We start from the raw sequence: 23,326 nt of genomic DNA, 5'->3' as shown, positions 1-23,326 counted from the left end.
TCGACGATGGAAGCAACTCCTCAAGAGTTTGCTGGATGTTTGTACAGTGTATTTGGTGCTGGTCGTGGACGTCGTTCAGCGCCTAGACTTTGTCGTTCTTCAGTACAGGAACAGCCCGTGACCTCCATTTTCTGGTACGACTATGAAACGACCGGCATCAACCCGCGCAGTGATCGTCCGCTCCAGGTAGCCGGCATTCGCACGGACCTTGAACTCAACGAGATCGGCGCGCCGGTCAATCTCTATTGCCAGCCAGGCGACGATATCCTGCCTCATCCGGTTGCGTGCGCAATTACCGGTATCACCCCCGCCACACTCGCGGAAAAAGGTCTCGCCGAAGCCGATTTCATGACCAGGGTCCATGCCGAACTGGCGGCCCCGGGCACCTGCGGTGCCGGTTACAACACCTTGCGGTTTGACGACGAAATGACGCGCTACAGCCTGTATCGCAATTTTTTCGACCCATACGCGCGCGAATGGCAGGGCGGTAACAGCCGCTGGGATTTGATCGATGTGGTCCGCACCGCCTACGCGCTGCGCCCCGAGGGTATTGAATGGCCGCAGCAGGACGGGCGCGTCACGTTGAAGCTGGAGCGCCTGACCCAAGCCAACGGCATTGACCATGGTCAGGCTCACGAGGCGTTGTCCGACGTCCGCGCCACGATTGCCTTGGCTCGATTGGTTCGTGAAAAACAGCCCAAGTTGTATGAATGGCTGTTTCAATTGCGCAGCAAGCAGCGGGTGATGGACCAGGTGCGCTTGCTGCAACCGATGGTGCATATCTCCGGGCGTTTCTCCGCCGAGCGTCATTACCTGGGCGTCGTGCTGCCACTGGCATGGCACCCACGCAATCGTAATGCGTTGATCGTCTGCGACCTGGGGCTTGATCCCCAGGGTTTGCTCGACCTTGATGCCGCTGCATTGCGCCAGCGTCTCTATACGCGTCGTGACGATCTTGCCGAGGGCGAGTTGCCGGTACCGCTCAAGTTGGTGCATATCAACCGTTGCCCGGTGGTTGCTCCCTTGAATGTGCTGCGGGCAGAGGACCGTGAGCGTCTGCACTTGGACATGAGCGTTTATCAGGAACGGGCGCTGCGGCTAACTGACGCACAGGAACTTTGGCGCGATAAGTTGGCATTCATTTACGCCGAGGAAGATTTCGCGCCGAGTTCAGACCCTGAGCAACAGCTTTACGATGGTTTTATCGGCGATCGTGATCGACGTTTATGTGAACAAGTCCGGGTGGCGGAGCCTGCGCAATTAGCAAGCCAGCAGTGGCCTTTTGATGATCACCGGTTGCCCGAATTATTGTTTCGCTACCGAGCGCGTAACTTCCCCAATACCTTGAACAGTGAAGAACAACAACGCTGGAAACTTTTCTGTCAGGAACGTTTGTCAAACCCTGAGTGGGGCGCACCCAATACCCTTGCGGCATTTAAACTGGCTCGACAGGAGTTTGCCGTTACTGCTACGCCGTTTCAGGCGCAGGTGCTTGAGCAATGGCAGGTATACGCGGACTCATTGGCCGCCAGAATGAATCTGTAAGCGTGTTTGCACACACTTCGCGGGCAATAAAAAACGCCAGCATGCTGGCGTTTTTAATGTGATGCGTAGCAGGCGCAAGCCTGGCAAGGGTTTAACCCAGCAGGGTAGCCCAGCCTTCAACTACGTCGCCGCCCCACTTGGCTTTCCACTCTTTGAGGGTTTTGTGGTTGCCACCTTTGGTTTCAATCACTTCGCCGTTGTGCGGGTTTTTGTATTGCTTGACCTTGCGAGCACGCTTGGTGCCAGTCGTTTTTACAGCGCCGCGCGGTGCCTTAACTTTCGACTCTGGATCCAGCAGCGCGATGATGTCACGCAGGGATTTGGAGTATTCACCCATCAGGGTGCGCAATTTGCCTTCGAATTCCAGCTCGGTTTGCAGTTTGTCGTCTTGGGACAGGTTCTTCAAACGGGCTTGCAGCTCTTTGATAGCTTCTTCGGTGGCACGGTATTCGTTGATCAGAGACATGTGGACTACCTTAATGTAGAGCGCTGTTGACAGGGATAGTGGCCCAATAATAGTCACGCGGTTTGCGCAAGTAAACATTTAAGGTCGTATTTATGTGAATTACTTTGAATGTTTGTAGCCTTGCTGTCCATTCGAGTTAATTACCAGGGCACGAACCTTAAGATAATTTCCTTGAAAACCGCGAAACACCCACAGGGTGACGCAGTAAATTCATAGGCGGGTGGTAAAACCCTAGGCCATTAAGGGGCAAAGGCCAAGCCGGTGATCAGAATAAACGTTAACGAATACTGCAGTTTTGCTGCGCAATCGCTAGAATGGCGGCCTTTGCGAAGTTCTGGAGTTTCCCCCTAATGCGCACTTTTCGGCTGGTGATTGCTTGCCCGGACCGGGTCGGCATCGTTGCCAAAGTCAGTAACTTTCTGGCCTCTCACAACGGTTGGATCACCGAGGCGAGTCATCACTCGGACAATCTCAGCGGTTGGTTCTTCATGCGTCACGAGATCCGTGCCGATTCGCTGCCCTTCGGCCTCGAGGCCTTCCGCGAGGCCTTCGCGCCGATCGCCGAAGAGTTTTCGATGACCTGGCACATTACCGACACCGAGCAGAAAAAACGCGTGGTGTTGATGGCCAGCCGCGAATCCCATTGCCTGGCGGATCTGCTGCATCGCTGGCACAGCGACGAGCTGGACTGCGAAATCGCCTGTGTGATCTCCAACCATGATGACCTGCGCAGCATGGTCGAGTGGCACGGCATCCCGTATTACCACGTACCGGTCAACCCGCAGGACAAGCAGCCGGCGTTCGCCGAGGTGTCGCGCCTGGTCAAGCAGCATGAAGCCGACGTGGTCGTGCTGGCGCGCTACATGCAGATCCTGCCGCCGGAACTGTGCCGCGAATACGCCGGCAAGGTGATCAACATTCACCACAGCTTCCTGCCGTCGTTTGTGGGCGCCAAGCCTTACCATCAGGCTTCCCTGCGCGGTGTGAAGTTGATCGGCGCGACCTGCCACTACGTCACCGAAGAGCTGGACGCCGGCCCGATCATCGAGCAGGACGTGGTGCGTGTCAGCCACAGCGACAGCATCGAGGACATGGTGCGTTTCGGTCGTGACGTCGAGAAAATGGTCCTGGCCCGTGGCCTGCGTTACCATCTGGAAGACCGCGTGCTGGTACACGGCAACAAGACGGTCGTGTTCTGATCGACCTGTGGTGATTGAAGAATGAAGGGCCTGGGCGTTAAATCGTTGCAGGCCCTTTTTTATGACTGCACTTTCAGGACACACCCATGACCGACCCGCTCGATAAAGCCACGTCCAGGGCGCCTGCTACCGTGGGCGAAGGCTGTCTGAGTCGCTATGACCCGGATGCGTTGGGTGTCGAGGATGGCACTGACTTTCCGGGGGCTGCCCGGTTGTGGGAGCAGTTGCACAGGCCTGAGGTGCCGCCTGAGCCTTGCGAGCCTTCTGGAAAAGACGCTTGAGCAGCGGTTTGCCGACCATCAGCAGGAATACCGGCCCCCCGCACAGCAGGTAGAAGTAATAGGTCACCGCCCGCCAGATCAGAATGGCCGCCGCTGCGGTTGACTTGCCCACCATGGGTGCCAGCAGCGCTGCCGAGGTCAACTCCGCAGCCCCGGCCCCGCCCGGCAACAGGCTGAATTGCCCGGCCGTCAACGACAGCATCTGGATCAGGAAGCTCCACGCCCATTGCAGGTCCGCGCCCAGCCCGCGCAACGCCAGGTACAGCACGCTGTAGCGTAATAGCCAGTGCAGGCTCGTGAGAACGAACACGCCGATCAATGTCAGCCACGGCAATTTCAATGTGTCGCTGAATGCCGCAAGAAAATGCAGGAGCCTGCGTGCCCATCGTCGGCGCAGACGGGTGCGTACCCGCAGCCTTCTAAGCAGCGCGCCGTTCAGGCGGATGACCTTGCGGTGAAAGCGCACCAGCAACACGCAACACACGAGCCCGCCCACCATCGACACCGCACTGAACTCCAGAAGCCACTCCAACCGCGGGTTCAGGGAGTGGAACAGGGCGTACAGCGCAATGCCCATCAACGCGCAGAGAAAAAACAGCAGGTCGCTCAACTGGTCCATGGCAAACACCGCGCTGCCCTGGGCCGGCCGTATGCCGTGGCGCGCCAGCAAGGCCATCAGCGTCAGCGGGCCGCCACTGCCGCCCGGCGTGGCGCACTGGGCAAATTCGGTGGACATCACCACGCCCAGGCATTTGCGCCGGGTCAGTTGCCCGCTGTGCTCGCCCAGCAACAGGCGCAGGCGCAGGCTATTGATGACCCAGCACAGCACGATCATGGCGAACATCGCCAGTAACAATTGCCGGGGGAACTGCGCCAGGCGCATAAGGGTTTCACCGCCGCCCAGCCATACCGGAACGACCAGCGCCACCAGCAATGCCAGCAGCAGCCAAAGCAACCGGCTCATGTTTGCGATGCCAGCCAGGCCGCCTTGGTTTGCGGCGTACGGCCGGCGTCCAGCAAGCGGTGCAGCGTTTCAAGCCAATAGCGGCGGGAAAAGTCGTGGCGCATGTCCACCGGGTGCAGCCCCAGCCGAATGACCGGGGCGCTGCGCCAGCGTTGTTCGCGGCGGTCGCTGATGACTTTGGACAGGCCTCGACGCCAGGCACTGCGGGCGCTCCACACCAGGCCCGGTGCGTCGACCCGGCTGAAGTCGGGAAGCCGATACAGATGCTGCGGGTCGCTGGTATAGCTGAGCGGCAACTGACGCAAGGCGTCGCGGGTGCCCTGGCTCATCAACCAGGCGGGGGCGACGAAACCGTGAAGGGGCCAGCCGTTGCGCTGGAAGACGTCGATGCCGGCGCTCAGGCGCGCCCGTGCCTGGGCCTCTGACAATTGGTAGAACTCGCCTTCGTGGGTATAGACACGGCGCATGAACCAGTCTTTTGGCGTGCGCGGCGCCGGTTGGTCGTCGCTGTGGAAGTAGCCGTGCAAGGCCAACTCATCGCCCCTGGCGACACGGCTGTCCAGCAGTTGCCGGAAATCCCCGTCGACGGGCAGCGCATCATGATGATGAAAATCCGGTACCACCAGCCAGGTGATTGGAACATTGCCCAGCTTGTCCACGGCTTCGACAAAGGGCCGATAGTCGGCCCAGTTGTGCGGCGCCACGTCGTGCAATACCAGCAACACCGAGCGTTCAACCATGGGCAAGCATCGGCTTGTGGGTGCCTACGACCGCGTGATAATGGCCGAGCAGGCTATCGACCACGGTGTCCCATGCGTAATGGCGCTCTACATGCTGCCGCGCTTGCGCCCCCAGGCGGCGGCTGTCGGCGCTGAACAACTCGCGCACGGCATCGGCCATCGCCTTGGGGTCGTTTGGCGCGCACAGCAGGCCGCAGCGCTCATCGACAATCTCAGTGAAGGCACCGGCGGCCACCGCGACCACCGGTATGCCGCAGGCCATGGCTTCCAGGATGACCAGGCCGAAGGTTTCCTGGTCGCCGCCATGCAGCAGCGCATCGGCACTGGCCATCAACCGCGCGACATGCTCGGCGGGGCGGAACTCGTCAATTACGGTCACGTTGTCCGGTACGCTGGCGGGCATGCCGGAGCCCACCAGGAGCAAGTGGTAGCCATCCCCCAGCCGTTTCATGCAGTTGAGCAGCACCGGCAGGTTCTTCTCTTTTGAGCCGCGTCCGGCGAAGATCAATAGACGTGTCTCTTCGTCTATACCCAGTTCCGCGCGCAAACCGGGGTCTCGTGCGTGCGGCGTGAAGGTTTGCAGATCGACCCCCAACGGCTGGGCGAAGACGTTTTTTACCCCAAGCCCGGTGAGCTTGTCGGCCATGACTTGGCTGGGCGCCAGTACCCGGTCAAAATTCTTGTAAAGTTTGCTGACATAGGCTTCAACGTTGGGGGTAAACCAAGGCCCCATGCGGTTGCTCACCAGCAGCGGCAGGTCGGAGTGATAAAAGCCGATGACCGGTACATCCCGTTGGCGCCTGGCATCCAGCGCCGCCCAGGCGGTGAGGTAAGGATCGCCCACCTCGATAAGATCGGGCTGCAATTCGTGCAGGACATTTCGCCATGGCGCCAGGCGCAGCGGGAATCGATAGCCTTTGCCGAACGGCAGCGGGGGGGCCGGTACGGTGTACACCCCGTCCTGCTCGCCCAAGTGGGCGCCGGGTATCAGCAGGCTGTGGCGAATACCGGGCTTGAGCGCCAGCCGCCGGTGCTTGGCGTCCAGATAGGTCCGTACACCACCGCTGGCGGGGGCGTAGAACATGGTTATGTCAGCGATATGCACGATGAACATCCCTCCGATCCATTGCTCTCCTTACGTGGACCTTAGGCAAGGATAGATGTTCGGTTGGGTTGGTGGCGTACGGCGGTGTTCAAGCACGGCTATAGAATGTGGGAGCAGGGGTGCTCCCACAGGGTGTTGCGGATTGATCAGATCCGGAAACTGCCGACCAACTGCTTCAGACGCGCGGCCTGTTGCTCCAGATCGGCGCAAGCGCGCAGGGTCGATTGCAGGTTTTCCACGCCTTCCTGGTTGAGGGTGTTGATCTCGGTGATGTCCATGTTGATCGACTCCACCACCGAGGTCTGTTCCTCGGTGGCGGTGGCGACCGACTGGTTCATGCCATCGATCTCGCCGATGCGCTGGGTCACGCTGTTCAGGCGTTCGCCGGCCAGGTTGGCGATTTCCACGCTGTCGTGGCTGTGGCGCTGGCTTTCGCTCATGGTGCTCACCGAGTCCCGGGCGCCGACTTGCAGCTCCTCGATCATCTTCTGCACTTGCTGCGCCGACTCCTGGGTGCGATGCGCCAGGTTACGCACCTCATCCGCGACCACCGCAAACCCACGTCCGGCTTCCCCGGCGCGAGCCGCTTCAATCGCCGCGTTGAGCGCCAGCAGGTTGGTTTGTTGCGAGATGCTGGTGATGACCTCGAGGATCTGGCCGATGTTCACGGTTTTGCTGTTAAGGGCTTCGATATTGCTGCTCGAGGCGCTGATCATCGCAGACAGCTCGGTCATCGCCTTGATGTTGCGCTCGACCACCTGTTGACCGTCCTCGGCGAGGTGACGCGCGTCGCTGGCCTGGCTCGACGCCTGCGCCGCATTGCGCGCGATTTCCTGGGCAGCCGCGCCCAGTTCGTTGATCGCTGCCGCGACGCTGTTGGTGCGGTTGGCCTGCTCGTCGGAGTTGACCATCGATGAATTGGAGGCACTGACCACGCGCAAGGCCACTTCGTTGACCTGCTCGGTGGCGGATGACACTTCGCGGATAGACGTGTGAATGCGCTCCACAAAGCGGTTGAACGCGTCACCCAGTGTGCCGAATTCGTCATGGTTCTGGATGGTCAGGCGCCGCGTGAGGTCGCCCTCGCCGTCGGCGATGTCCTGCATGGCGCGCGTCATTAGGTGCAGCGGTTGCAGGAGTACGCGGATCAGCATGCCGAGCAGCGCGATGATGATTGCCACGGCAATCACGGTGGCAATCACCGCCGAGGTGCGAAATTCGCTGAGCATGGCGAAGGCATCGGCCTTATCCACGGAAACGCCCAAGTACCAGTTCACCGAAGGCAGGCCTTTGATCGGTGTGAAGGTGACGATATTGGTCTTGCCATTGGCCTCGACTTCACTGAAGTCGGCGCTGATTTTCGGTGTATTTCCCGGATAAACGTCGGCGAGCGTCTTCATCACCAGGTTCTTGTCCGGGTGCACCAGCACCTTGCCGTCGGCGCTGACCAGAAACGCATAGCCCATGCCGCCGAAATTCAAGGCGCCGATTTTGTCGACCAGCGTCTGCAGGCTGAGGTCGCCGCCCACCACGCCGACAGCCTGGCCGCCCTTGGTACTGGGGGTGGCGATGGAAATGATCAATTGCCCGGTGGCTGCGTCGACGTAGGGTTCGGTCAGGGTTGAGCCGTTGCTGCTCTGGGCGCCTTTGTACCAAGGCCGTACACGCGGGTCGAAGCCGTCCGGCATCTTGGTGTCGGGGCGGATGGTAAACGCGCCCTGGCTGTCGCCGACGTAGGTCGCCATGAAGGAGGACGTCAGGGTTTTCTGTTCCAGCAGGCTGGCCACCACCCCGGGTTCCGGGTTGATGGCGATGTTCTGCGCGGCGTTTTCCACCAGTACGATGCGGCCGTTCAGCCAGGTCTGAATACTGCCGGCGGTGACATCGCCCATCTCGTGCAGGTAGCTGTTGAGGTCGTCGCGAATGGCGTTGCGTTGCAGGTAGTCGTTATAGAGGGTAAACAGCGCGAATGCGGCGATGACGATAAGGGAGGCTGCAAGCAGGATTTTATGGCTGAAGCGCAGATTTTTATTCATGGCTCGTAGGGTCCGCTAAGGTCTTGATATCCGAAGCGCGTCCTTATGGGAGGCGCAAAATGGCAACGTTGAAAAAGGTGTGATACTTCTGGTGACGGCTCTGTGGGTCCCGGTAGGAACCGTCTGACCGGGTTTTCGGTTTTGTGGGATTCACATAGGCTTGTATCGACCTGGCGACACTAAAGATTAACCATGGGTGACGAAATGCCTGACTCCACGCAACTGCTTATCGGCGCCGACCTTAGCGGCCAGCCCATCGCCCAGGCCATGCGCCTGGCCAACCGTCACGGGCTGGTCGCCGGCGCCACCGGCACGGGCAAGACCGTCACGTTGCAACGCCTGGCCGAAGCCTTCAGTGATGCGGGCGTGGCCGTGTTTGCCGCCGACATCAAGGGCGACCTGTGCGGCCTCGGTGCGGCGGCGGACCCCCAAGGCAAAGTCGCGGAGCGGATCGCCGGCATGCCTTTCCTCAACTACACGGCCAAGGCTTATCCGGTCACGCTGTGGGACATCCACGGGCAGTCCGGTCATCCGTTGCGCACCACCATCAGCGAAATGGGGCCGTTGCTGCTGGGCAGCCTGTTGGAGCTCACCGATAGCCAGCAGTCGGCGCTTTACGCCGCCTTCAAGGTGGCGGATCGCGAAGGCCTGTTGCTGCTGGACCTTAAGGACCTCAAGGCATTGCTCAACCATCTGCGCTATCACCCGCAGCTGCTGGGCGAAGACGCGGCGCTGATGACCACAGGTTCCAGCCAGGCTCTGTTGCGACGCCTGGCGGTGCTGGAGCAGCAGGGCGCCGAGGCGTTGTTTGGCGAGCCGGCCCTGCAGTTGGAAGACATCCTGCAGCCCAACGCTGACGGACGTGGGCGCATCCACCTGCTGGACGCCAGCCGCCTGGTGCATGAAGCGCCGAAGGTGTACGCGACGTTCCTGTTGTGGCTGCTCGCGGAATTGTTTGAGCAACTGCCCGAGCGCGGTGACGCCGACAAACCCCTGCTGGCGCTGTTTTTCGATGAGGCGCATTTGCTGTTTGCCGATACGCCCAAGGCGTTGCAGGAGCGACTGGAGCAGGTGGTGCGGCTGATTCGTTCCAAAGGCGTTGGCGTGTATTTTGTCACCCAATCGCCAGGCGACCTGCCGGACAGCGTGCTTGCCCAGCTCGGCCTGCGCATCCAGCATGGCCTGCGGGCGTTCACCACCAAAGAACAGAAATCCCTGCGCGCCGTAGCGGACGGTTTTCGGCCAAACCCGGCGTTTGATGCCTTGTCGGTATTGACCGAGCTGGGCACCGGTGAGGCGTTGGTCGGTACCTTGCAGGAAAAAGGCACGCCGGAAGTGGTCCAGCGCGTCCTGGTCGCACCGCCACAATCGCGAATCGGGCCGCTCAGCGCCGCAGAACGCGCTGCCCTGATGGCCAGCTCACCCTTGAAGGGCCGTTACGACAAACCGATCGATCGTGAATCTGCTTACGAAGTGCTGATGGCACGCAAGGAGTTGGGGCCGACCGAGGAAGGCAAGCCAACCGCCGACGAGCCGAGCTTCACCGATAGAGCCGGGGCATTCCTCGGCACAACGGCAGGCAAGGCGCTCAAATCGGCAATGCAGCAAGCCGCCAATCAGATGGGGCGGCAATTGGTGCGGGGGTTGCTGGGGTCGTTATTGGGCGGCAGCAAGCGTAAGTAGCCGATCAGGACTTGGGCCTGGCGTGGGCCGCCAGCCGTTCAAGCGCCGCGCGCAAGCCTGGGTTGCTGATGCCCTCGGCCGTTGCCTGAATGGTTTCGGCCGCATTCACCGACAGATCATGGGTATGCTCCACCACCCCAGGCAGGGTGGTGGGCGGTTGCACCTTGAACTGGATGCGCGTCAAACCGGCGAATTCATCAAAGGCCATCAATTGACGTTGCAGGCGTTTTTGCTGATAGCGCAAACGCGTTGCCCAATGGCCGTCCGTGACAATCAGCAGCAGGTTGCCTTCACGCCAGGACGCCACGCGGCAGTGTTCTCGCGCGGCAGGCTGCAGTTGGCTTTCGAGCAGGCGTTGCAGATGGCCCAAGCGTTGCGCATGGCCAAAGATGGCTTTGAGCGGCTTGGCATCGCGAAGCAACACGCTGGGCGCGCGGGCTGTCAGGGGGCGAAATGCCATGATTGGACACCTTCAGTAACAGAGCGGCCATCTTAGCAGAAAGCGCCTGGATGCCCCCAGTCGCTGCTTTCGTGGGGTTTTCGTCGTGAAATCAATCGCTAACTTCTCGCCTGCGTGGGTTGAAGTTCCGGCAAAAGCCCTTATTTTAAACAAGCCCTCTCACAGCGCCATGCCAGCATCGGGGAACAACGCCACTTTCCTCACCCACGATTCCGGGTAGAATGCGCGTTCGCATGCGGCCGTGAGGGCTGCTCGGGCCACTCACGGTGCGCCCTCCATCCCTATGTGTGGAAGAACCTGCCGATATGTTTGCGCCTTTGTTAAAGAAACTTTTTGGAAGCAAGAATGAGCGCGAAGTCAAACGCATGCTCAAGACGGTGCAGCTGGTCAATGCCTTCGAAGAGCAGATGGTTGCCCTTTCGGACGAGCAATTGCGCGCCAAGACCGAAGAGTTCAAGGCCCGCATAGCCAAAGGTGAAACCCTCGACAAGCTGCTTCCCGAAGCCTTCGCGGTCGCCCGTGAAGCTGGCAAGCGCGTCATGGGCATGCGCCACTTCGATGTCCAGTTGATCGGCGGCATGACCTTGCATGAAGGCATGATCGCCGAAATGCGTACCGGTGAAGGCAAGACCCTGGTGGCCACCCTGGGCGTTTACCTCAACGCACTGTCCGGCAAGGGCGTGCACGTTGTGACGGTGAACGACTACCTGGCTCGCCGGGACGCCAACTGGATGCGCCCGTTGTATGAATTCCTCGGTCTTACCGTGGGTGTGGTCACGCCGTTCCAGCCGCCTGAGGAAAAACGCGCCGCCTACGCCGCCGACATCACCTACGGCACCAACAACGAATTCGGTTTCGACTACCTGCGCGACAACATGGCGTTCAGCATGGAAGAAAAATTCCAGCGCGAACTCAACTTTGCCGTGATCGACGAAGTCGACTCCATCCTCATCGACGAAGCCCGTACCCCGCTGATCATTTCCGGCCAGGCCGAAGACAGTTCGCGCCTGTACACCGAGATCAACAAGTTGATCCCGCGTCTGGAGCAGCACATCGAAGAAGTGGAAGGCGTGGTGACCAAAGAGGGTCACTTCACCATCGACGAGAAGACCCGACAGGTCGAGCTCAACGAAGCCGGTCACCAGTTCGTCGAGGATATGCTGACCCAGATCGGCCTGCTGGCCGAGGGCGAAAGCCTTTACTCGGCGCACAACCTGGGCCTGCTGACCCACGTGTATGCCGGCCTGCGCGCGCACAAATTGTTCCACCGCAACGTCGAATACATCGTGCAGGACGGCCAGGTCGTGCTGGTTGACGAACACACCGGCCGTACCATGCCGGGGCGTCGCTTGTCCGAAGGCCTGCACCAGGCCATCGAAGCCAAGGAGATGCTCAACATCCAGGCCGAAAGCCAGACGTTGGCGTCCACCACCTTCCAGAACTACTTCCGTCTGTACAACAAGCTGTCCGGCATGACCGGTACGGCCGACACCGAAGCGTTCGAATTCCACCAGATCTACGGTCTGTCGGTGGTGGTCATCCCGCCGAACAAACCGCTGGCGCGTAAAGACTACAACGACCTGGTGTTCCTGACCGCCGAAGAGAAGTATGCGGCGATCATCAACGACATCAAGGACGGCATGTCCAAGGGCCGTCCGATCCTGGTGGGTACCGCCACCATCGAGACGTCCGAGCACGTGTCCAACCTGCTCAACAAGGAAGGCATCGAGCACAAGGTGCTCAACGCCAAGTTCCACGAAAAAGAAGCCGAGATCATTGCCCAGGCCGGTCGCCCAGGCGCGCTGACCATCGCCACCAACATGGCCGGTCGTGGTACCGACATCCTGTTGGGCGGCAACTGGGAAGTGGAAGTGGCTTCGCTGGACAACCCGACGCCCGAGCAGATCGCCCAGATCAAGGCCGACTGGCAGAAGCGCCACCAGGCCGTGCTGGAATCCGGCGGTTTGCAGGTGATCGCCTCCGAGCGTCACGAATCGCGCCGTATCGACAACCAGTTGCGTGGTCGTGCCGGCCGTCAGGGTGACGCCGGTTCGAGCCGTTTCTACCTGTCCCTGGAAGACAGCCTGATGCGCATCTTCGCCTCGGACCGCGTGAAGAACTTCATGAAGGCCCTGGGCATGCAGTCCGGCGAAGCGATCGAGCACCGCATGGTGACCAACGCCATCGAGAAGGCACAGCGCAAGGTCGAAGGCCGCAACTTCGACATTCGCAAGCAGCTGCTCGAGTTCGATGACGTCAACAACGAACAGCGTAAAGTGATCTATCACATGCGTAACACGTTGCTGGCCGCCGACAACATTGGCGAGACCATTGCCGACTTCCGCCAGGACGTGCTCAACGCCACCGTCAGCGCGCATATCCCGCCACAGTCCTTGCCGGAACAGTGGGATGTTGCCGGTCTGGAAGCGGCGTTGAAGAACGACTTCGGTGTCGACCTGCCGGTTCAGCAGTGGCTCGACGAAGACGACCACCTGTACGAAGAAACGCTGCGCGAGAAGCTGATGACCGAGCTGCTGGCCGCGTACAACGAGAAAGAAGAGCAGGCGAGTGCCGAAGCCCTGCGCACCTTCGAGAAGCAAATCGTACTGCGCGTGCTGGACGACCTGTGGAAAGACCACCTGTCGACCATGGACCACCTGCGTCACGGCATCCACCTGCGTGGCTACGCCCAGAAGAACCCGAAGCAGGAGTACAAGCGCGAGTCGTTCACGCTGTTCTCCGAGTTGCTGGATTCGATCAAGCGCGATTCGATCCGCGTGCTGTCCCACGTTCAGGTGCGTCGCGAAGACCCGATCGAGGAGGAAGCTCGCCTGCGTCAGGAAGCCGAGGCACTGGCTGCGCGCATGCAGTTCCAGCATGACGAAGCGCCGGGCCTGGATGCGCCTGAGGTGTTGGGTGAAGAGGTCGATGTGGCCCTGGCTCAAACCCCGGTGCGCAACGATCAGAAACTGGGCCGCAACGAGCTGTGCTGGTGCGGTTCGGGCAAGAAGTTCAAACACTGCCACGGCCAGATCGAATAGGATCTGCACCTGACGCTGCAACACCCTGCGCCGCGACCGGCCTCTGCCGTCGCGGCGTTTTGCCATTAATTTCCCGTCGATCACGACGGCACAGACATCACCCATTTTTAAGGAGCGCATTCATGGCTGTTGGTCTTGGTCCTTTGCCCACGTTGCACCCGGTTGCCGGTTTTGAACTCGGTATCGCCTCGGCCGGCATCAAGCGCCCGGGGCGCAAGGACGTAGTGGTGATGCGCTGTGCCGAAGGCTCGACTGTCGCGGGCGTGTTCACCCTCAATGCGTTCTGCGCCGCGCCGGTGATCCTGGCCAAGCAACGCGTGGCCGGCGCTATCCGTTACCTGCTGACCAACACCGGCAATGCCAACGCCGGCACCGGCGAGCCAGGCCTGGTGGCCGCCGCACGCACCTGCGCCAAGCTGGCCCAGTTGACCGGGGTCGACGCCAGCCAAGTGCTGCCGTATTCCACCGGTGTGATCGGTGAACCGCTGCCCGTGGAAAAAATCGAAGGCGCGCTGCAAGCCGCGCTGGATGACCTGTCTGTGGATAACTGGGCGGCAGCCGCCACCGGCATCATGACCACCGACACCCTGCCCAAAGGCGCGAGCCGTCAGTTCGTGCACGACGGTGTGACGGTCACCGTGACCGGCATCAGCAAGGGCGCGGGCATGATCCGTCCGAACATGGCGACCATGCTCGGCTACATCGCCACCGACGCCAAAGTCTCCCGCGATGTGTTGCACAGCCTGATCCTGGACGGCGCCAACAAGTCGTTCAACCGCATCACCATTGATGGTGACACCTCCACCAACGACTGCTGCATGTTGATCGCCACCGGCCAGGCCAACCTGCCGGAAATTACCGAAGCGAGCGGGCCGCTGTTTGCTGCACTGAAGCAGGCGGTGTTTGAAGTGTGCATGGACGTGGCCCAGGCCATCGTGCGCGACGGCGAAGGGGCGACCAAGTTTGTCACGGTAGAAGTCAACGGCGGCGCGAACCATCAGGATTGCCTGGATGTCGGCTACACCGTGGCCCACTCGCCGCTGATCAAGACCGCGCTGTTCGCCTCCGACCCGAACTGGGGCCGTATCCTGGCCGCCGTTGGCCGTGCCGGCGTGCCGGACCTGGACGTGAGCAAGATCGACGTGTTCCTTGGCGACGTGTGCATCGCCAGCCGTGGCGCCCGCGCCGAGTCCTACACCGAAGCCCAGGGCTCGGCGGTGATGCAGCAGGAAGAAATCACTATCCGCATCGAACTGGGTCGCGGCGAGTGCAGCGAAACCATCTGGACCACCGACCTGTCCCACGAGTACGTGAAGATCAACGCGGAATACCGTACCTGAAAATGAACGTCCCCTTGTAGGAGCGAGCTTGCTCGCGAAAAACTCAATGCCACCGCGTTTGTCCTGAATGTGCGCGTTATCGTTGACGTTCTTCGCGAGCAAGCTCGCTCCTACAGAGGCAACACGAGAGGAAAGGCGGCGTGAAACGAGTGCATGTAGCAGCAGCGGTGATCCGCGGTGTCGACGGCAGGATCCTGTTGGCGCGCCGCGCCGATACCCAGCACCAGGGCGGCCTCTGGGAATTTCCCGGCGGCAAGGTGGAGGCCGGTGAGTCGGTCGCCAACGCGCTGTCCCGCGAATTGCAGGAGGAGTTGGGTATCCAGGTCACCACGGCGCGGCCGCTGATCAAGGTGCAGCATGACTACCCCGACAAGCAGGTGTTACTGGATGTCTGGGAGGTCTCGGCCTTTACCGGCGAGCCCCAGGGCGTCGAAGGGCAACCGCTGGCATGGGTTGCCCCACGGGACCTGCTCAGCTACGCGTTTCCGGCGGCCAATGCGCCGATCGTCGCCGCTGCGCGCTTGCCTGCCGACTACCTGATTACCCCTGGCGAACTGGAAACCCCTGCACTGTTGCGCGGCATCCAAAAGGCCATTGCTGGCGGCATCAAGTTGGTCCAACTGCGCGCGCCTAATGGTTATGACCCCAAATACCGTGACCTCGCGGTGGATGCGGTAGGCCTGTGCGCGGGCAAGGCTCAATTGATGCTCAAGGGGCCGTTCGAATGGTTGGGCGATTTTCCCGCAGCCGGCTGGCACATGACCGCGGCGCAATTGCGTAAACATGCCAGCCAGGGGCGGCCGTTGCCGAAGGAGCGCTGGCTGGCGGCGTCGTGCCACAACGCCGAGGAGTTGGCGCTGGCTGAGTTGATGGATGTGGATTTTGTCACGCTGTCGCCGGTGCAACCGACTCAGACTCACCCCGACGCACAGCCGTTGGGCTGGGAGCAGGCGGCGCAGTTGATCAGCGGATTCAGCAAGCCGGTGTTTCTGCTGGGCGGGGTTGGGCCGGCTGAGCGGGAGAAAGCTTGGGAAGCCGGGGCTCAGGGTGTGGCAGGGATTCGGGCGTTTTGGCCGCAGGGTTGATGGTGTTCTGAGGGCCTCATCGCAGCATGGGTATCTGCACAACTTTCAACGGTGTGTGGCGAGGAGCTTGCTTGGCGGCCTTCGAGCCGACCGTTTTTTGGGGTTTGACCGAGTACATATCCGTTGCTGCGGTAACGGCGGCTTAGGGTTCCGCCCTTACGGCGGGTCACTTTTTGAAGAGCGCAAAAAGTAACCAAAAACGCTTCGCCCCACCACTCGGTGCCTCGCCTAGGCTCGGCATGCCCGTAATCCGACATTGATTTGGGGGGCCGCCGCCACGCGCCATCCATGGCGCGGGGCGGCTAAACCGGCGTCCTGCCGGTTTACCCCCCAAATCAATATCGAATTACGGCCAGCGTGGTTAACGGGGCGCCTCAGATCAAGATCAAAAACAAAGCGCGGCGGCCTTAGAGCCGACCGATATTCATGTCGAACTCGGTTCAAAATGTGGGAGCTGTCGAGCCCCAGCGAGGCTGCGAAGGCGGCGGCACTGCTGGCATTTTGGTCGCCTGACCCACCGCTTTCGCAGCCTCGCTAAAGCTCGACAGCTCCCACAGGGAGATTGGTCAACTGAAAGTTGTGTAGATACCCATGCTCATCGCAGGCAAGCCAGCTCCCACAATTTTGATCTGTGAACACATTCAAAATGTGGGAGCTGGCTTGCCTGCGAAGAGGCCAGGCCAGTCACCCAATAATTATCAGTGTGGCTTCGCCGCCGCCTGCCACAACACCTCGGCAACCCCCTGGCGCCTGGCAATCACCCTGGCCGCCACAAACAGCAAATCCGACAACCGATTGATATACGCCAACCCTACGCCTTCCAGCGGTTCCAGCGCATTCAGCTGCTGACAGCGCCGCTCCGCACTGCGCGCCAGGCTGCGACACACATGGGCTTGGGCGATCAACGCCGAACCTCCCGGCAGGATGAAATTCTCCAGGGGCCCGACCTCCTCGTTCCAGCGGTCGATGGCCGCTTCCAGCCGGTCCACTTCGGCCGCGTTCAACGCCTTGTACTCCGGCATCGCCAGCTCGCCGCCCAGGTCAAACAACCGATGCTGGCAAGGTGTCAGTACCTCGACCACGTCCTGCAACCCCGGATGCTGTCCGCCCAGTGCCTCGAGATACGCCAGCAGCAATCCGAGCTGACTGTTCAGCGTGTCCACTTCGCCAATCGCCTCCACGCGTGGATGGTCCTTGGGCACGCGGCGGCCGTCGCCCAGGCCGGTTTCGCCTGTGTCGCCGGTGCGGGTGTAGATCTTCGACAGGCGAAAGCCCATGGTCATTGCTCCAGTTGGTTCGATTCGTAAGGCGGCAGTTGGCTGCCGGCCAAGGGCAGGCGCAGGGTGAAGCACGTGCCCTGGCCGAGGGTGGAGTGCACTTCCATCTGGCCCTTGTGGTTATTGGTGATGATGAAATACGACACCGACAGCCCAAGCCCGGTGCCCTGGCCGATTTCCTTGGTGGTGAAGAACGGCTCGAAGGTCCGCTTGCGCACGTTCTCGCTCATGCCGATGCCGTTGTCTTCCACTTGAATCTCTGCCCACGGCGGGTTGAGGCGGGTGCGCAGGATAATGCGCCCCGGCTCGCTGCCGTCTTCACGTAGGTGAATGGCCTGGGCGGCGTTTTTCAGCAGGTTGAGCAGCACCTGTTCCAGCTCGTTGGCGGTGCCGGGTACCGGGCCCAGTTGTGGGTCGAACTGGCGGATGATCGCCTGGCCCTTGAAGTCGAAGCCAATGGCCAGGTCGAAGTCGTTACCGGCGATCTCCACCGCCTGGTCGATCAGTGCCGGTAAATCGCAAGGCGCCATTTGCCGGTTGCTGCGGCGACTGAAGCTGAGCATATGGGTGACGATCTTCGCCGCCCGCGCCCCGGCCTGCTGGATGCCGTCGAGCAGTTGCGGGACTTCCCGGCCTTCGAGGTAGCGGTTGACCGTGGCCAGTTCGATGCCCGCCTGTTCGGCGTACTCCAGGTTCCTGGGCAAGTCAGGCGACAGGCGGCGGCGGATATTCTGCACGTTGTGCAGGATCGCCCCCAACGGGTTGTTGATCTCATGGGCCATGCCGGCGGCCAGGCCACCCACGGAGAGCATTTTCTCCGACTGCACCATCATTTCTTCCAGCGATAAACGCTGGGTGATGTCGTCGATCCGGATCACCACGCCGCGCCCGGCACCGCCCATCAGGGGGTAGAACGTCAGGGCATAATGTTTGGGTTCGTCGTCCTTGAACCAGGTGACCCGCTCGATTCGCTCCACGGTGTGTTGCTCGACCGCTGCCCGGATTTGCGGCAGGTACGGTTTGAGCGGCTGGAATGCCAGATAGATCGGCTGGTTCAAGGCTTCGTCCAGGCGCGTCCCGGAGAGGGCGCTGGCTTCCTGGTTCCACTGGGTGACGTAAAGCTGTTCATCCAGGGCGATGAGCGCCGAGGGCATCGAGTCGATGATGCTGTTCAGGTAATTCTGGAAACCGGTGAGTTTTTTCTCGATCTTGCTGCGCACCTGCACTTCCAGTTCCAGCTTGCGGTTGGTGTGGCGCGTCTCTTCAGCCAAACCCTGTGCCTGGTCATAGGCGGCCTGGGAATCGTCCCGCGCACGCTTGAGTTGCTGCTCGCGGGCTTCGATGCGTGACAGCATGGTGTTGAAGGCCTCGGCCAGGCTGCCGATTTCATCGTGGTTGCCACGGCCGGCGCGCAGGGCGTAGTTCTCTTCGCGGGTGACCTGGCGCGACAGTTCTTCCAGTTCGTGGATCGGTCGGGTAATCAGGCGTTTGATCTGGCGGGCAATGACCAGCCACAACAACACGCTGAAAATCAGGATGCCCAGGCTGGCGGTCAGCGTGCCGGTATAAAACGCCATCGGCAATTCACTGCTGGCCACCAGCAGCAAATGCCCGGGCGGCTGGCCTGCGCGGGGCAGGGCAATGATCTGGTTGTTGCGAAACTCGGTGACGCGCCAGGCTTCGATATGCCGATAGTTGTCCGGCAGGTGCAGACGGTCGCCGGATTGCATCTGCGCCAGGCGATTGCCTTGGCCGTCGTACAGGGCGGCGGCGCGCAGGGGTGAATAACTGGTCAGCTCATTGAGCAGGGCGTTGGCTTTGGCGGGCGATTCGAGGGCCTCGGCGGCCAGGCCGGGGTTGGACACCAGGCGACCGATGGCCTGCAAGGCCTGGGGGGCCATGCTTTCCTGGGAGATCCAATAGGCGGCGCTGATAAAGGTCAGGTTGGCCACCAGCAACACGGTGGTCAACAGCACCAGCAAGGCAGCCAGCAGTTTTTGCCCGACCGGTAGGTTTTCAAGACGCTGGCGCAGCGGCATCAGGGTTTTCCCAGGTAAAAGACAGCGGGCAGGGTAGCGCGTGGTTCAGTCGCGGGGCAATCGGCGCACAAGCAACTGTTCGACCAGGCGCGCTTGCAGTTGTTGCAGGTGCGGCAGGTTCAATCGGTGGCGGGTGGCCGCCTGGCAAGCATAGCCCAACAGGTAGCTGATTTCGGTACGGCGCCCGGCGGCGACGTCCTGGTACATGGAGGAGTAGTTGGCGGCCGTGGCCTGGATCACCCGTTGCACTTCGTGTTGCAGATCCAGCGCGGCCGCTGGCTGGCCGCAGCATTCCAGCAGTTCACCGAGTTCAGCGCAGAGGGTGGCGACTTCGCAGTGATGGGCCTGCAGTTCGCCATTACGGCACTGATACAGCACGGTCAGCGGGTTGATGGCGCAATTGAGCGCCAGTTTGCGCCATAACCGCGTGAGGATCTCGGTGCTCCAATCGTGGGGGATGCCAGCGGCGTGCAGGTCATCCAGCCAAAGCGGCGGGGTAGGGTGGCTTGCATCTCCGAGCCAGGTGTAACCGTGACCGGCGAATACCACGCGCCAATCGCCGTCGCGAAAGGCGCCTTCGGTACTGGAGGCAAAGATGCAGCGAGCCTGGGGCAACTGCGCGGCGACAGCGTCCTGGCTGCCAAGGCCGTTCTGCAACAAAATGAGTTCGGCATTGGCTGCCAGCCGGTGCTGCAGTTGTGCGACGGCGCTTTGGGCGTCGTAGGCTTTGCATGCCACCAGCAGGCGATGAATCGGTTCCGGACTGTCGGGCGTTTCACCGAATACCTTGTAGGTGTGCTCGACGCCCTGTTCCACCAGCGTCAGCCCGTTGCCTGCCTGATAGCTGGCCAAGCGTGTTTTATCGCGCAGGATCAACCGCACGGGCACGCCGGCGCGCGCCAGGCGAGTGGCCCAGAGGGTGCCCAGGCTGCCGGCGCCGAGAATATGCCAGGTGGTCGACATCAGTTTGTGCTCCGTAGGGTCGCTCACAGTGAACGGGGCGAAAGAACCGCTATAATGCCCCGGCATTTTAGCTCGGGCGCGCTCCATCTCTACTGAGCCCGCCCCTTATATTGGAGAAATGACATGCCTTCGTTCGACGTGGTATCCGAACTGGACAAACACGAAGTCACCAACGCCGTCGAGAACGCCGTCAAGGAACTGGACCGCCGCTATGACTTGAAAGGCAAGGGCAGCTTCGAATTCAAGGAAAAGGAACTTACCGTCAACCTGACCGCTGAAGCCGATTTCCAGCTGGAAGCGATGATCGAGATCCTCAAGCTGTCGCTGGTCAAACGCAAGATTGACGCGCAGTGCCTTGAAATCAAGGACGCCTACGCTTCCGGCAAGCTGATGAAGCAGGAAGCCGTGCTCAAGGAAGGCATCGACAAGGAGCTGGCGAAGAAAATCGTCGCTCACATCAAGGATGCCAAGCTCAAAGTCCAGGCCGCCATCCAGGGTGAGCAGGTGCGTATCACTGGCAAGAAGCGTGACGACCTGCAAGAAGCCATCGCGGCCCTGCGCGCCAAGACGTTCGACATGCCGCTGCAGTTCAATAACTTCCGCGACTGATGGCACGTTGCGGAACCTGAGGGCGTTTTTGACGTCCGACGCCCCAGGATCCGCGCCTGCACTTGAGCCCTACGGGGCTCATTTGCGTTTTCAGGCAGTCAATAAGCCGTACATCCGCTACACAGGAGAAGCTACATGGATTTGAACGCTGAAATGGATCACTTGATCAAGACCTCACAGTCGTGGATCCCGATGATCATGGAATACGGCAGCCGGGTATTGCTCGCTGTGGTCACCCTGGCCATTGGCTGGTGGCTGATCAACGTGTTCACCCATCGCGTGGGACGCTTGCTGGCCCTGCGTAACGCGGACCTGGCGCTGCAGCATTTCATCACCAGCCTGGCGAACATCGCGCTCAAAGTGATGCTGATCGTCAGTGTGGCCTCGATGATCGGCGTGGCGACCACCTCGTTCGTCGCCGCGATTGGTGCCGCGACCCTGGCCATCGGCCTGGCCTTGCAAGGCAGCCTGGCCAACTTCGCCGGCGGCGTGCTGATCCTGCTGTTCCGTCCGTTCCGCATTGGTGACTGGATCGAAGCCCAGGGCACCTCGGGCACCGTCGACAGCATCCAGATTTTCCATACCGTGCTGCGTACCGGCGACAACAAGACCGTGATCGTGCCTAACGGCATCCTGTCCAACGGCATCATCACCAATACCAACCGCCAGCCGACGCGTAAGGTGGTGTTTGATGTAGGGGTGGATTACGAGGCTGATTTGCAGAAAGCACGTGAGGTGCTGCTGGAGCTGGCGAAAGATCCGCGCGTGCTGGCCGATCCGGCGCCAGCGGCTGTGGTGTCTACCTTGGGTGATAGCTCTATCACCGTTTCCCTGCGTTGCTGGACCAACACTCCGGATTATTGGGATGTGGTGTTCATGTTCAATGAACTGGCGCGCGATCGTTTAAAAGCAGCGGGAATTGATATTCCATTTCCGCAGCGGGTTATTCGAGTCATGCAGGAGAATTCTTCTAAATGATTAACAATAACTTTGTGGGTTACGCTTGGCCGGTCGGTCAGCTTTGAAATGATAAATGAGAAAGATAGTTCGCTAGCTATTTAGTCGAGACGATAAAACTATCATTCCGTTGTAATAAAAAAACCGCGTACCTGTTCAGGTACGCGGTTTTATATTGGTATTAACCGAGTTGGAAGACGCGGTTATTACAGGATGCTCAGCGGGTATTCGACGATCAAACGGGTATCATTGTTGTCTGCCGAGTAGCCACTGTAGGCGCCGTTAGAGCGATACATGGCGAAGCGCAGACGGAACGACAAGTCCTTGGCTGGGCCGCTTTGCATCACGTATTTGGACTCGGCGTTCCATTCGTTTTCCTTGCCTTCGCCCAGACCGTTGGTCTTGATGTTGTCGCCTTTGACGTAGCGGGTCATGAAGCTCAACCCAGGAACGCCGTAAGACGTCATGTTGATGTCGTAGCGAGCTTGCCAGGAGCGTTCTTCCCTGCCTACAAAGTCGGAAATCTGGATGGAGTTGGCAAGGAAAATCGTGCCGTTACCATCGACGCCGTAGTAATAGCCATTGTCACCGGTGGAGCGTTGGTGGGCGATGGTAAACTTGTGAGCGCCGACGCTATAAGCGGCTTGCAAGCTCCACACGTTGTTGTCGACCCCGGTGGTGCCGTCGCCGATCATGTCGACCAGGTCGCCGCGCTTGTCGCCTCGTGTACGGTACCCGTTAAAGTCGAAATTCAACGACTGGGTATCGCTCATCGGTAGGGTGTAGTTCAGGTTGACGTATTGTTTCTTGAAATATTGATCAACGTCGGAAGCTGCGAAAGTACCGGTGAAGCCCTCGGTGAACGCGTACGTCGCGCCGAAAATGTTGGCTGCGGTAAGACCTTTGCCGTTATCGAAACCGTCCGAAACGCCGCCGATGCTGTCGCGACCCATGCCGGTTTGCTTGCTCAGCGCGGTGAAGCGGCCTGCACTCAGCTCCAACCCTTTGATTTCAGTGGATGTAATCGAAGTGCCTGTTGCGATTTCAGGCAGCAGGCGACTATCGTCAGTCGAGAACACAGGGCTGGCGACGGTTTGTTGACCGTATTTCAGCACGGTATCCGAAAGACGGAACTTGATGGCTGCGCCGCCCTTGGACTGGGTCTTTTCAGGGTTGCCATCACTGTCATTGGCGAAAAGACCATTACCGCGACGGCCCGAACCGCCGTCCAGCTTGGCCGAGCCCATGACGAATGCGTCAAGGCCGACGCCAACGGTGCCTTGCGTGAAGCCGGACTTATACTGGAGCAACTCACTGACACCGGTATCTTGGCGATAGCCGCTTGTGCCCGAAGAAGGGTTGCTCGCGCCGTTCTTGTAATCACGGTTCATGTATTCCATGCGAGTCTTGGCCGTGAGGCTTTGGTCTTCGAGGAAACCCTTGGAGTCGTCCTGAGAGGACGCCATTGCGAACTGCGAGGTGCCTGCTGCCGAGACAGCCAGGGCGATCATGCTCCACTTCATCACGCGCATCGTG

At 60.4% G+C, this 23,326-nt stretch carries 18 protein-coding genes and 1 pseudogene; 8 read left to right on the top strand and 11 right to left on the bottom strand.

The annotated features are described in order from the left end of the window. Nucleotides 1–117: 117 nt before the first annotated feature. A complete protein-coding gene (gene sbcB, locus BLL36_RS01840; RefSeq protein WP_076949770.1) occupies nucleotides 118–1,545 on the top strand; it encodes an exodeoxyribonuclease I in 1,428 nt (475 codons plus the stop codon). A 91-nt stretch (nucleotides 1,546–1,636) separates the two neighbouring features. Here sbcB and mvaT read toward each other — a convergent pair whose 3' ends face one another. Further along, nucleotides 1,637–2,011: a histone-like nucleoid-structuring protein MvaT gene (gene mvaT, locus BLL36_RS01835; RefSeq protein WP_005790963.1), complete on the bottom strand. Its 375-nt coding sequence runs from the start codon at nucleotides 2,009–2,011 to the stop codon at nucleotides 1,637–1,639. Nucleotides 2,012–2,361: 350 nt separating this feature from the next. On the opposite strand from mvaT, the gene purU reads away from it, so the two are divergent. Continuing rightward, nucleotides 2,362–3,210 carry a formyltetrahydrofolate deformylase gene (gene purU, locus BLL36_RS01830; protein ID WP_076949769.1) on the top strand — a complete coding sequence of 283 codons (849 nt, stop codon included), beginning with the start codon at nucleotides 2,362–2,364 and terminating at the stop codon, nucleotides 3,208–3,210. A 126-nt stretch (nucleotides 3,211–3,336) separates the two neighbouring features. Here the strand turns inward: purU and BLL36_RS01825 are convergent, their stop codons facing one another. The 5 genes and pseudogenes from BLL36_RS01825 to BLL36_RS31575 form a co-directional block, all read right to left on the bottom strand. Continuing rightward, nucleotides 3,337–4,455: a lysylphosphatidylglycerol synthase transmembrane domain-containing protein gene (locus BLL36_RS01825; protein WP_076949768.1), complete on the bottom strand. Its 1,119-nt coding sequence runs from the start codon at nucleotides 4,453–4,455 to the stop codon at nucleotides 3,337–3,339. Continuing rightward, entirely contained in the window at nucleotides 4,452–5,195 is a 744-nt protein-coding gene (locus tag BLL36_RS01820) for a DUF2334 domain-containing protein (protein ID WP_076949767.1), read from the bottom strand. The genes BLL36_RS01825 and BLL36_RS01820 overlap by 4 nt, the downstream gene beginning before the upstream one ends. After that, on the bottom strand, nucleotides 5,188–6,309 hold the full coding sequence (locus tag BLL36_RS01815) for a glycosyltransferase family 4 protein (protein ID WP_076949766.1): 1,122 nt from the start codon (nucleotides 6,307–6,309) through the stop codon (nucleotides 5,188–5,190). The genes BLL36_RS01820 and BLL36_RS01815 overlap by 8 nt, the downstream gene beginning before the upstream one ends. Before the next feature lie 137 nt (nucleotides 6,310–6,446). Beyond that, nucleotides 6,447–7,211: a methyl-accepting chemotaxis protein gene (locus tag BLL36_RS31580; protein ID WP_370879639.1), complete on the bottom strand. Its 765-nt coding sequence runs from the start codon at nucleotides 7,209–7,211 to the stop codon at nucleotides 6,447–6,449. A gap of 93 nt (nucleotides 7,212–7,304) precedes the next feature. Next, nucleotides 7,305–8,336: pseudogene (locus BLL36_RS31575) on the bottom strand (cache domain-containing protein); the annotation flags it as partial. A 204-nt stretch (nucleotides 8,337–8,540) separates the two neighbouring features. Between BLL36_RS31575 and BLL36_RS01805 the strand changes: the two are divergent. Then, nucleotides 8,541–10,019: a helicase HerA-like domain-containing protein gene (locus tag BLL36_RS01805; RefSeq protein WP_076949991.1), complete on the top strand. Its 1,479-nt coding sequence runs from the start codon at nucleotides 8,541–8,543 to the stop codon at nucleotides 10,017–10,019. A gap of 4 nt (nucleotides 10,020–10,023) precedes the next feature. Here the strand turns inward: BLL36_RS01805 and BLL36_RS01800 are convergent, their stop codons facing one another. After that, complete coding sequence (locus BLL36_RS01800) at nucleotides 10,024–10,479, bottom strand: DUF721 domain-containing protein (protein WP_076949764.1); 456 nt, start codon at nucleotides 10,477–10,479, stop codon at nucleotides 10,024–10,026. Nucleotides 10,480–10,784: 305 nt separating this feature from the next. Between BLL36_RS01800 and secA the strand changes: the two genes are divergently transcribed. From secA to BLL36_RS01785, 3 genes are all read left to right on the top strand, one after another. After that, complete coding sequence (secA, locus tag BLL36_RS01795) at nucleotides 10,785–13,520, top strand: preprotein translocase subunit SecA (RefSeq protein WP_076949763.1); 2,736 nt, start codon at nucleotides 10,785–10,787, stop codon at nucleotides 13,518–13,520. A gap of 122 nt (nucleotides 13,521–13,642) precedes the next feature. After that, nucleotides 13,643–14,860 carry a bifunctional glutamate N-acetyltransferase/amino-acid acetyltransferase ArgJ gene (argJ, locus tag BLL36_RS01790; protein ID WP_076949762.1) on the top strand — a complete coding sequence of 406 codons (1,218 nt, stop codon included), beginning with the start codon at nucleotides 13,643–13,645 and terminating at the stop codon, nucleotides 14,858–14,860. A 140-nt stretch (nucleotides 14,861–15,000) separates the two neighbouring features. Continuing rightward, on the top strand, nucleotides 15,001–15,945 hold the full coding sequence (locus BLL36_RS01785; protein ID WP_076949761.1) for a Nudix family hydrolase: 945 nt from the start codon (nucleotides 15,001–15,003) through the stop codon (nucleotides 15,943–15,945). Nucleotides 15,946–16,643: 698 nt separating this feature from the next. Here the strand turns inward: BLL36_RS01785 and BLL36_RS01780 are convergent. The 3 genes from BLL36_RS01780 to BLL36_RS01770 are packed head-to-tail and all read right to left on the bottom strand — an operon-like array spanning nucleotide 16,644 to nucleotide 20,224. Then, a complete protein-coding gene (locus BLL36_RS01780; RefSeq protein ID WP_076949760.1) occupies nucleotides 16,644–17,222 on the bottom strand; it encodes a cob(I)yrinic acid a,c-diamide adenosyltransferase in 579 nt (192 codons plus the stop codon). 2 nt (nucleotides 17,223–17,224) lie between these two features. After that, a complete protein-coding gene (locus BLL36_RS01775) occupies nucleotides 17,225–19,261 on the bottom strand; it encodes a sensor histidine kinase (protein WP_076949759.1) in 2,037 nt (678 codons plus the stop codon). 45 nt (nucleotides 19,262–19,306) lie between these two features. Beyond that, a complete protein-coding gene (locus BLL36_RS01770; protein ID WP_076949758.1) occupies nucleotides 19,307–20,224 on the bottom strand; it encodes a putative 2-dehydropantoate 2-reductase in 918 nt (305 codons plus the stop codon). Between the two features lie 123 nt (nucleotides 20,225–20,347). Here BLL36_RS01770 and BLL36_RS01765 point away from each other — a divergent pair, with 123 nt between their 5' ends. Together BLL36_RS01765 and BLL36_RS01760 are read left to right on the top strand one after the other, a co-directional pair. Continuing rightward, entirely contained in the window at nucleotides 20,348–20,833 is a 486-nt protein-coding gene (locus BLL36_RS01765) for a YajQ family cyclic di-GMP-binding protein (RefSeq protein WP_076949757.1), read from the top strand. 135 nt (nucleotides 20,834–20,968) lie between these two features. Then, nucleotides 20,969–21,811 carry a mechanosensitive ion channel family protein gene (locus BLL36_RS01760; protein ID WP_076949756.1) on the top strand — a complete coding sequence of 281 codons (843 nt, stop codon included), beginning with the start codon at nucleotides 20,969–20,971 and terminating at the stop codon, nucleotides 21,809–21,811. Between the two features lie 185 nt (nucleotides 21,812–21,996). On the opposite strand, the gene BLL36_RS01755 is transcribed toward BLL36_RS01760, so the two are convergent. After that, complete coding sequence (locus BLL36_RS01755; protein ID WP_076949755.1) at nucleotides 21,997–23,322, bottom strand: OprD family porin; 1,326 nt, start codon at nucleotides 23,320–23,322, stop codon at nucleotides 21,997–21,999. Nucleotides 23,323–23,326: the final 4 nt, after the last annotated feature.

Origin of the sequence: Pseudomonas cedrina subsp. cedrina (assembly GCF_001983175.1) — a bacterium.
GTDB classification, from domain to species: Bacteria; Pseudomonadota; Gammaproteobacteria; order Pseudomonadales; family Pseudomonadaceae; genus Aquipseudomonas; species Aquipseudomonas cedrina.
The sequence above is the reverse complement of the archived record's forward strand: the minus strand, read 5'-3'. Positions and strand labels throughout refer to the sequence as shown.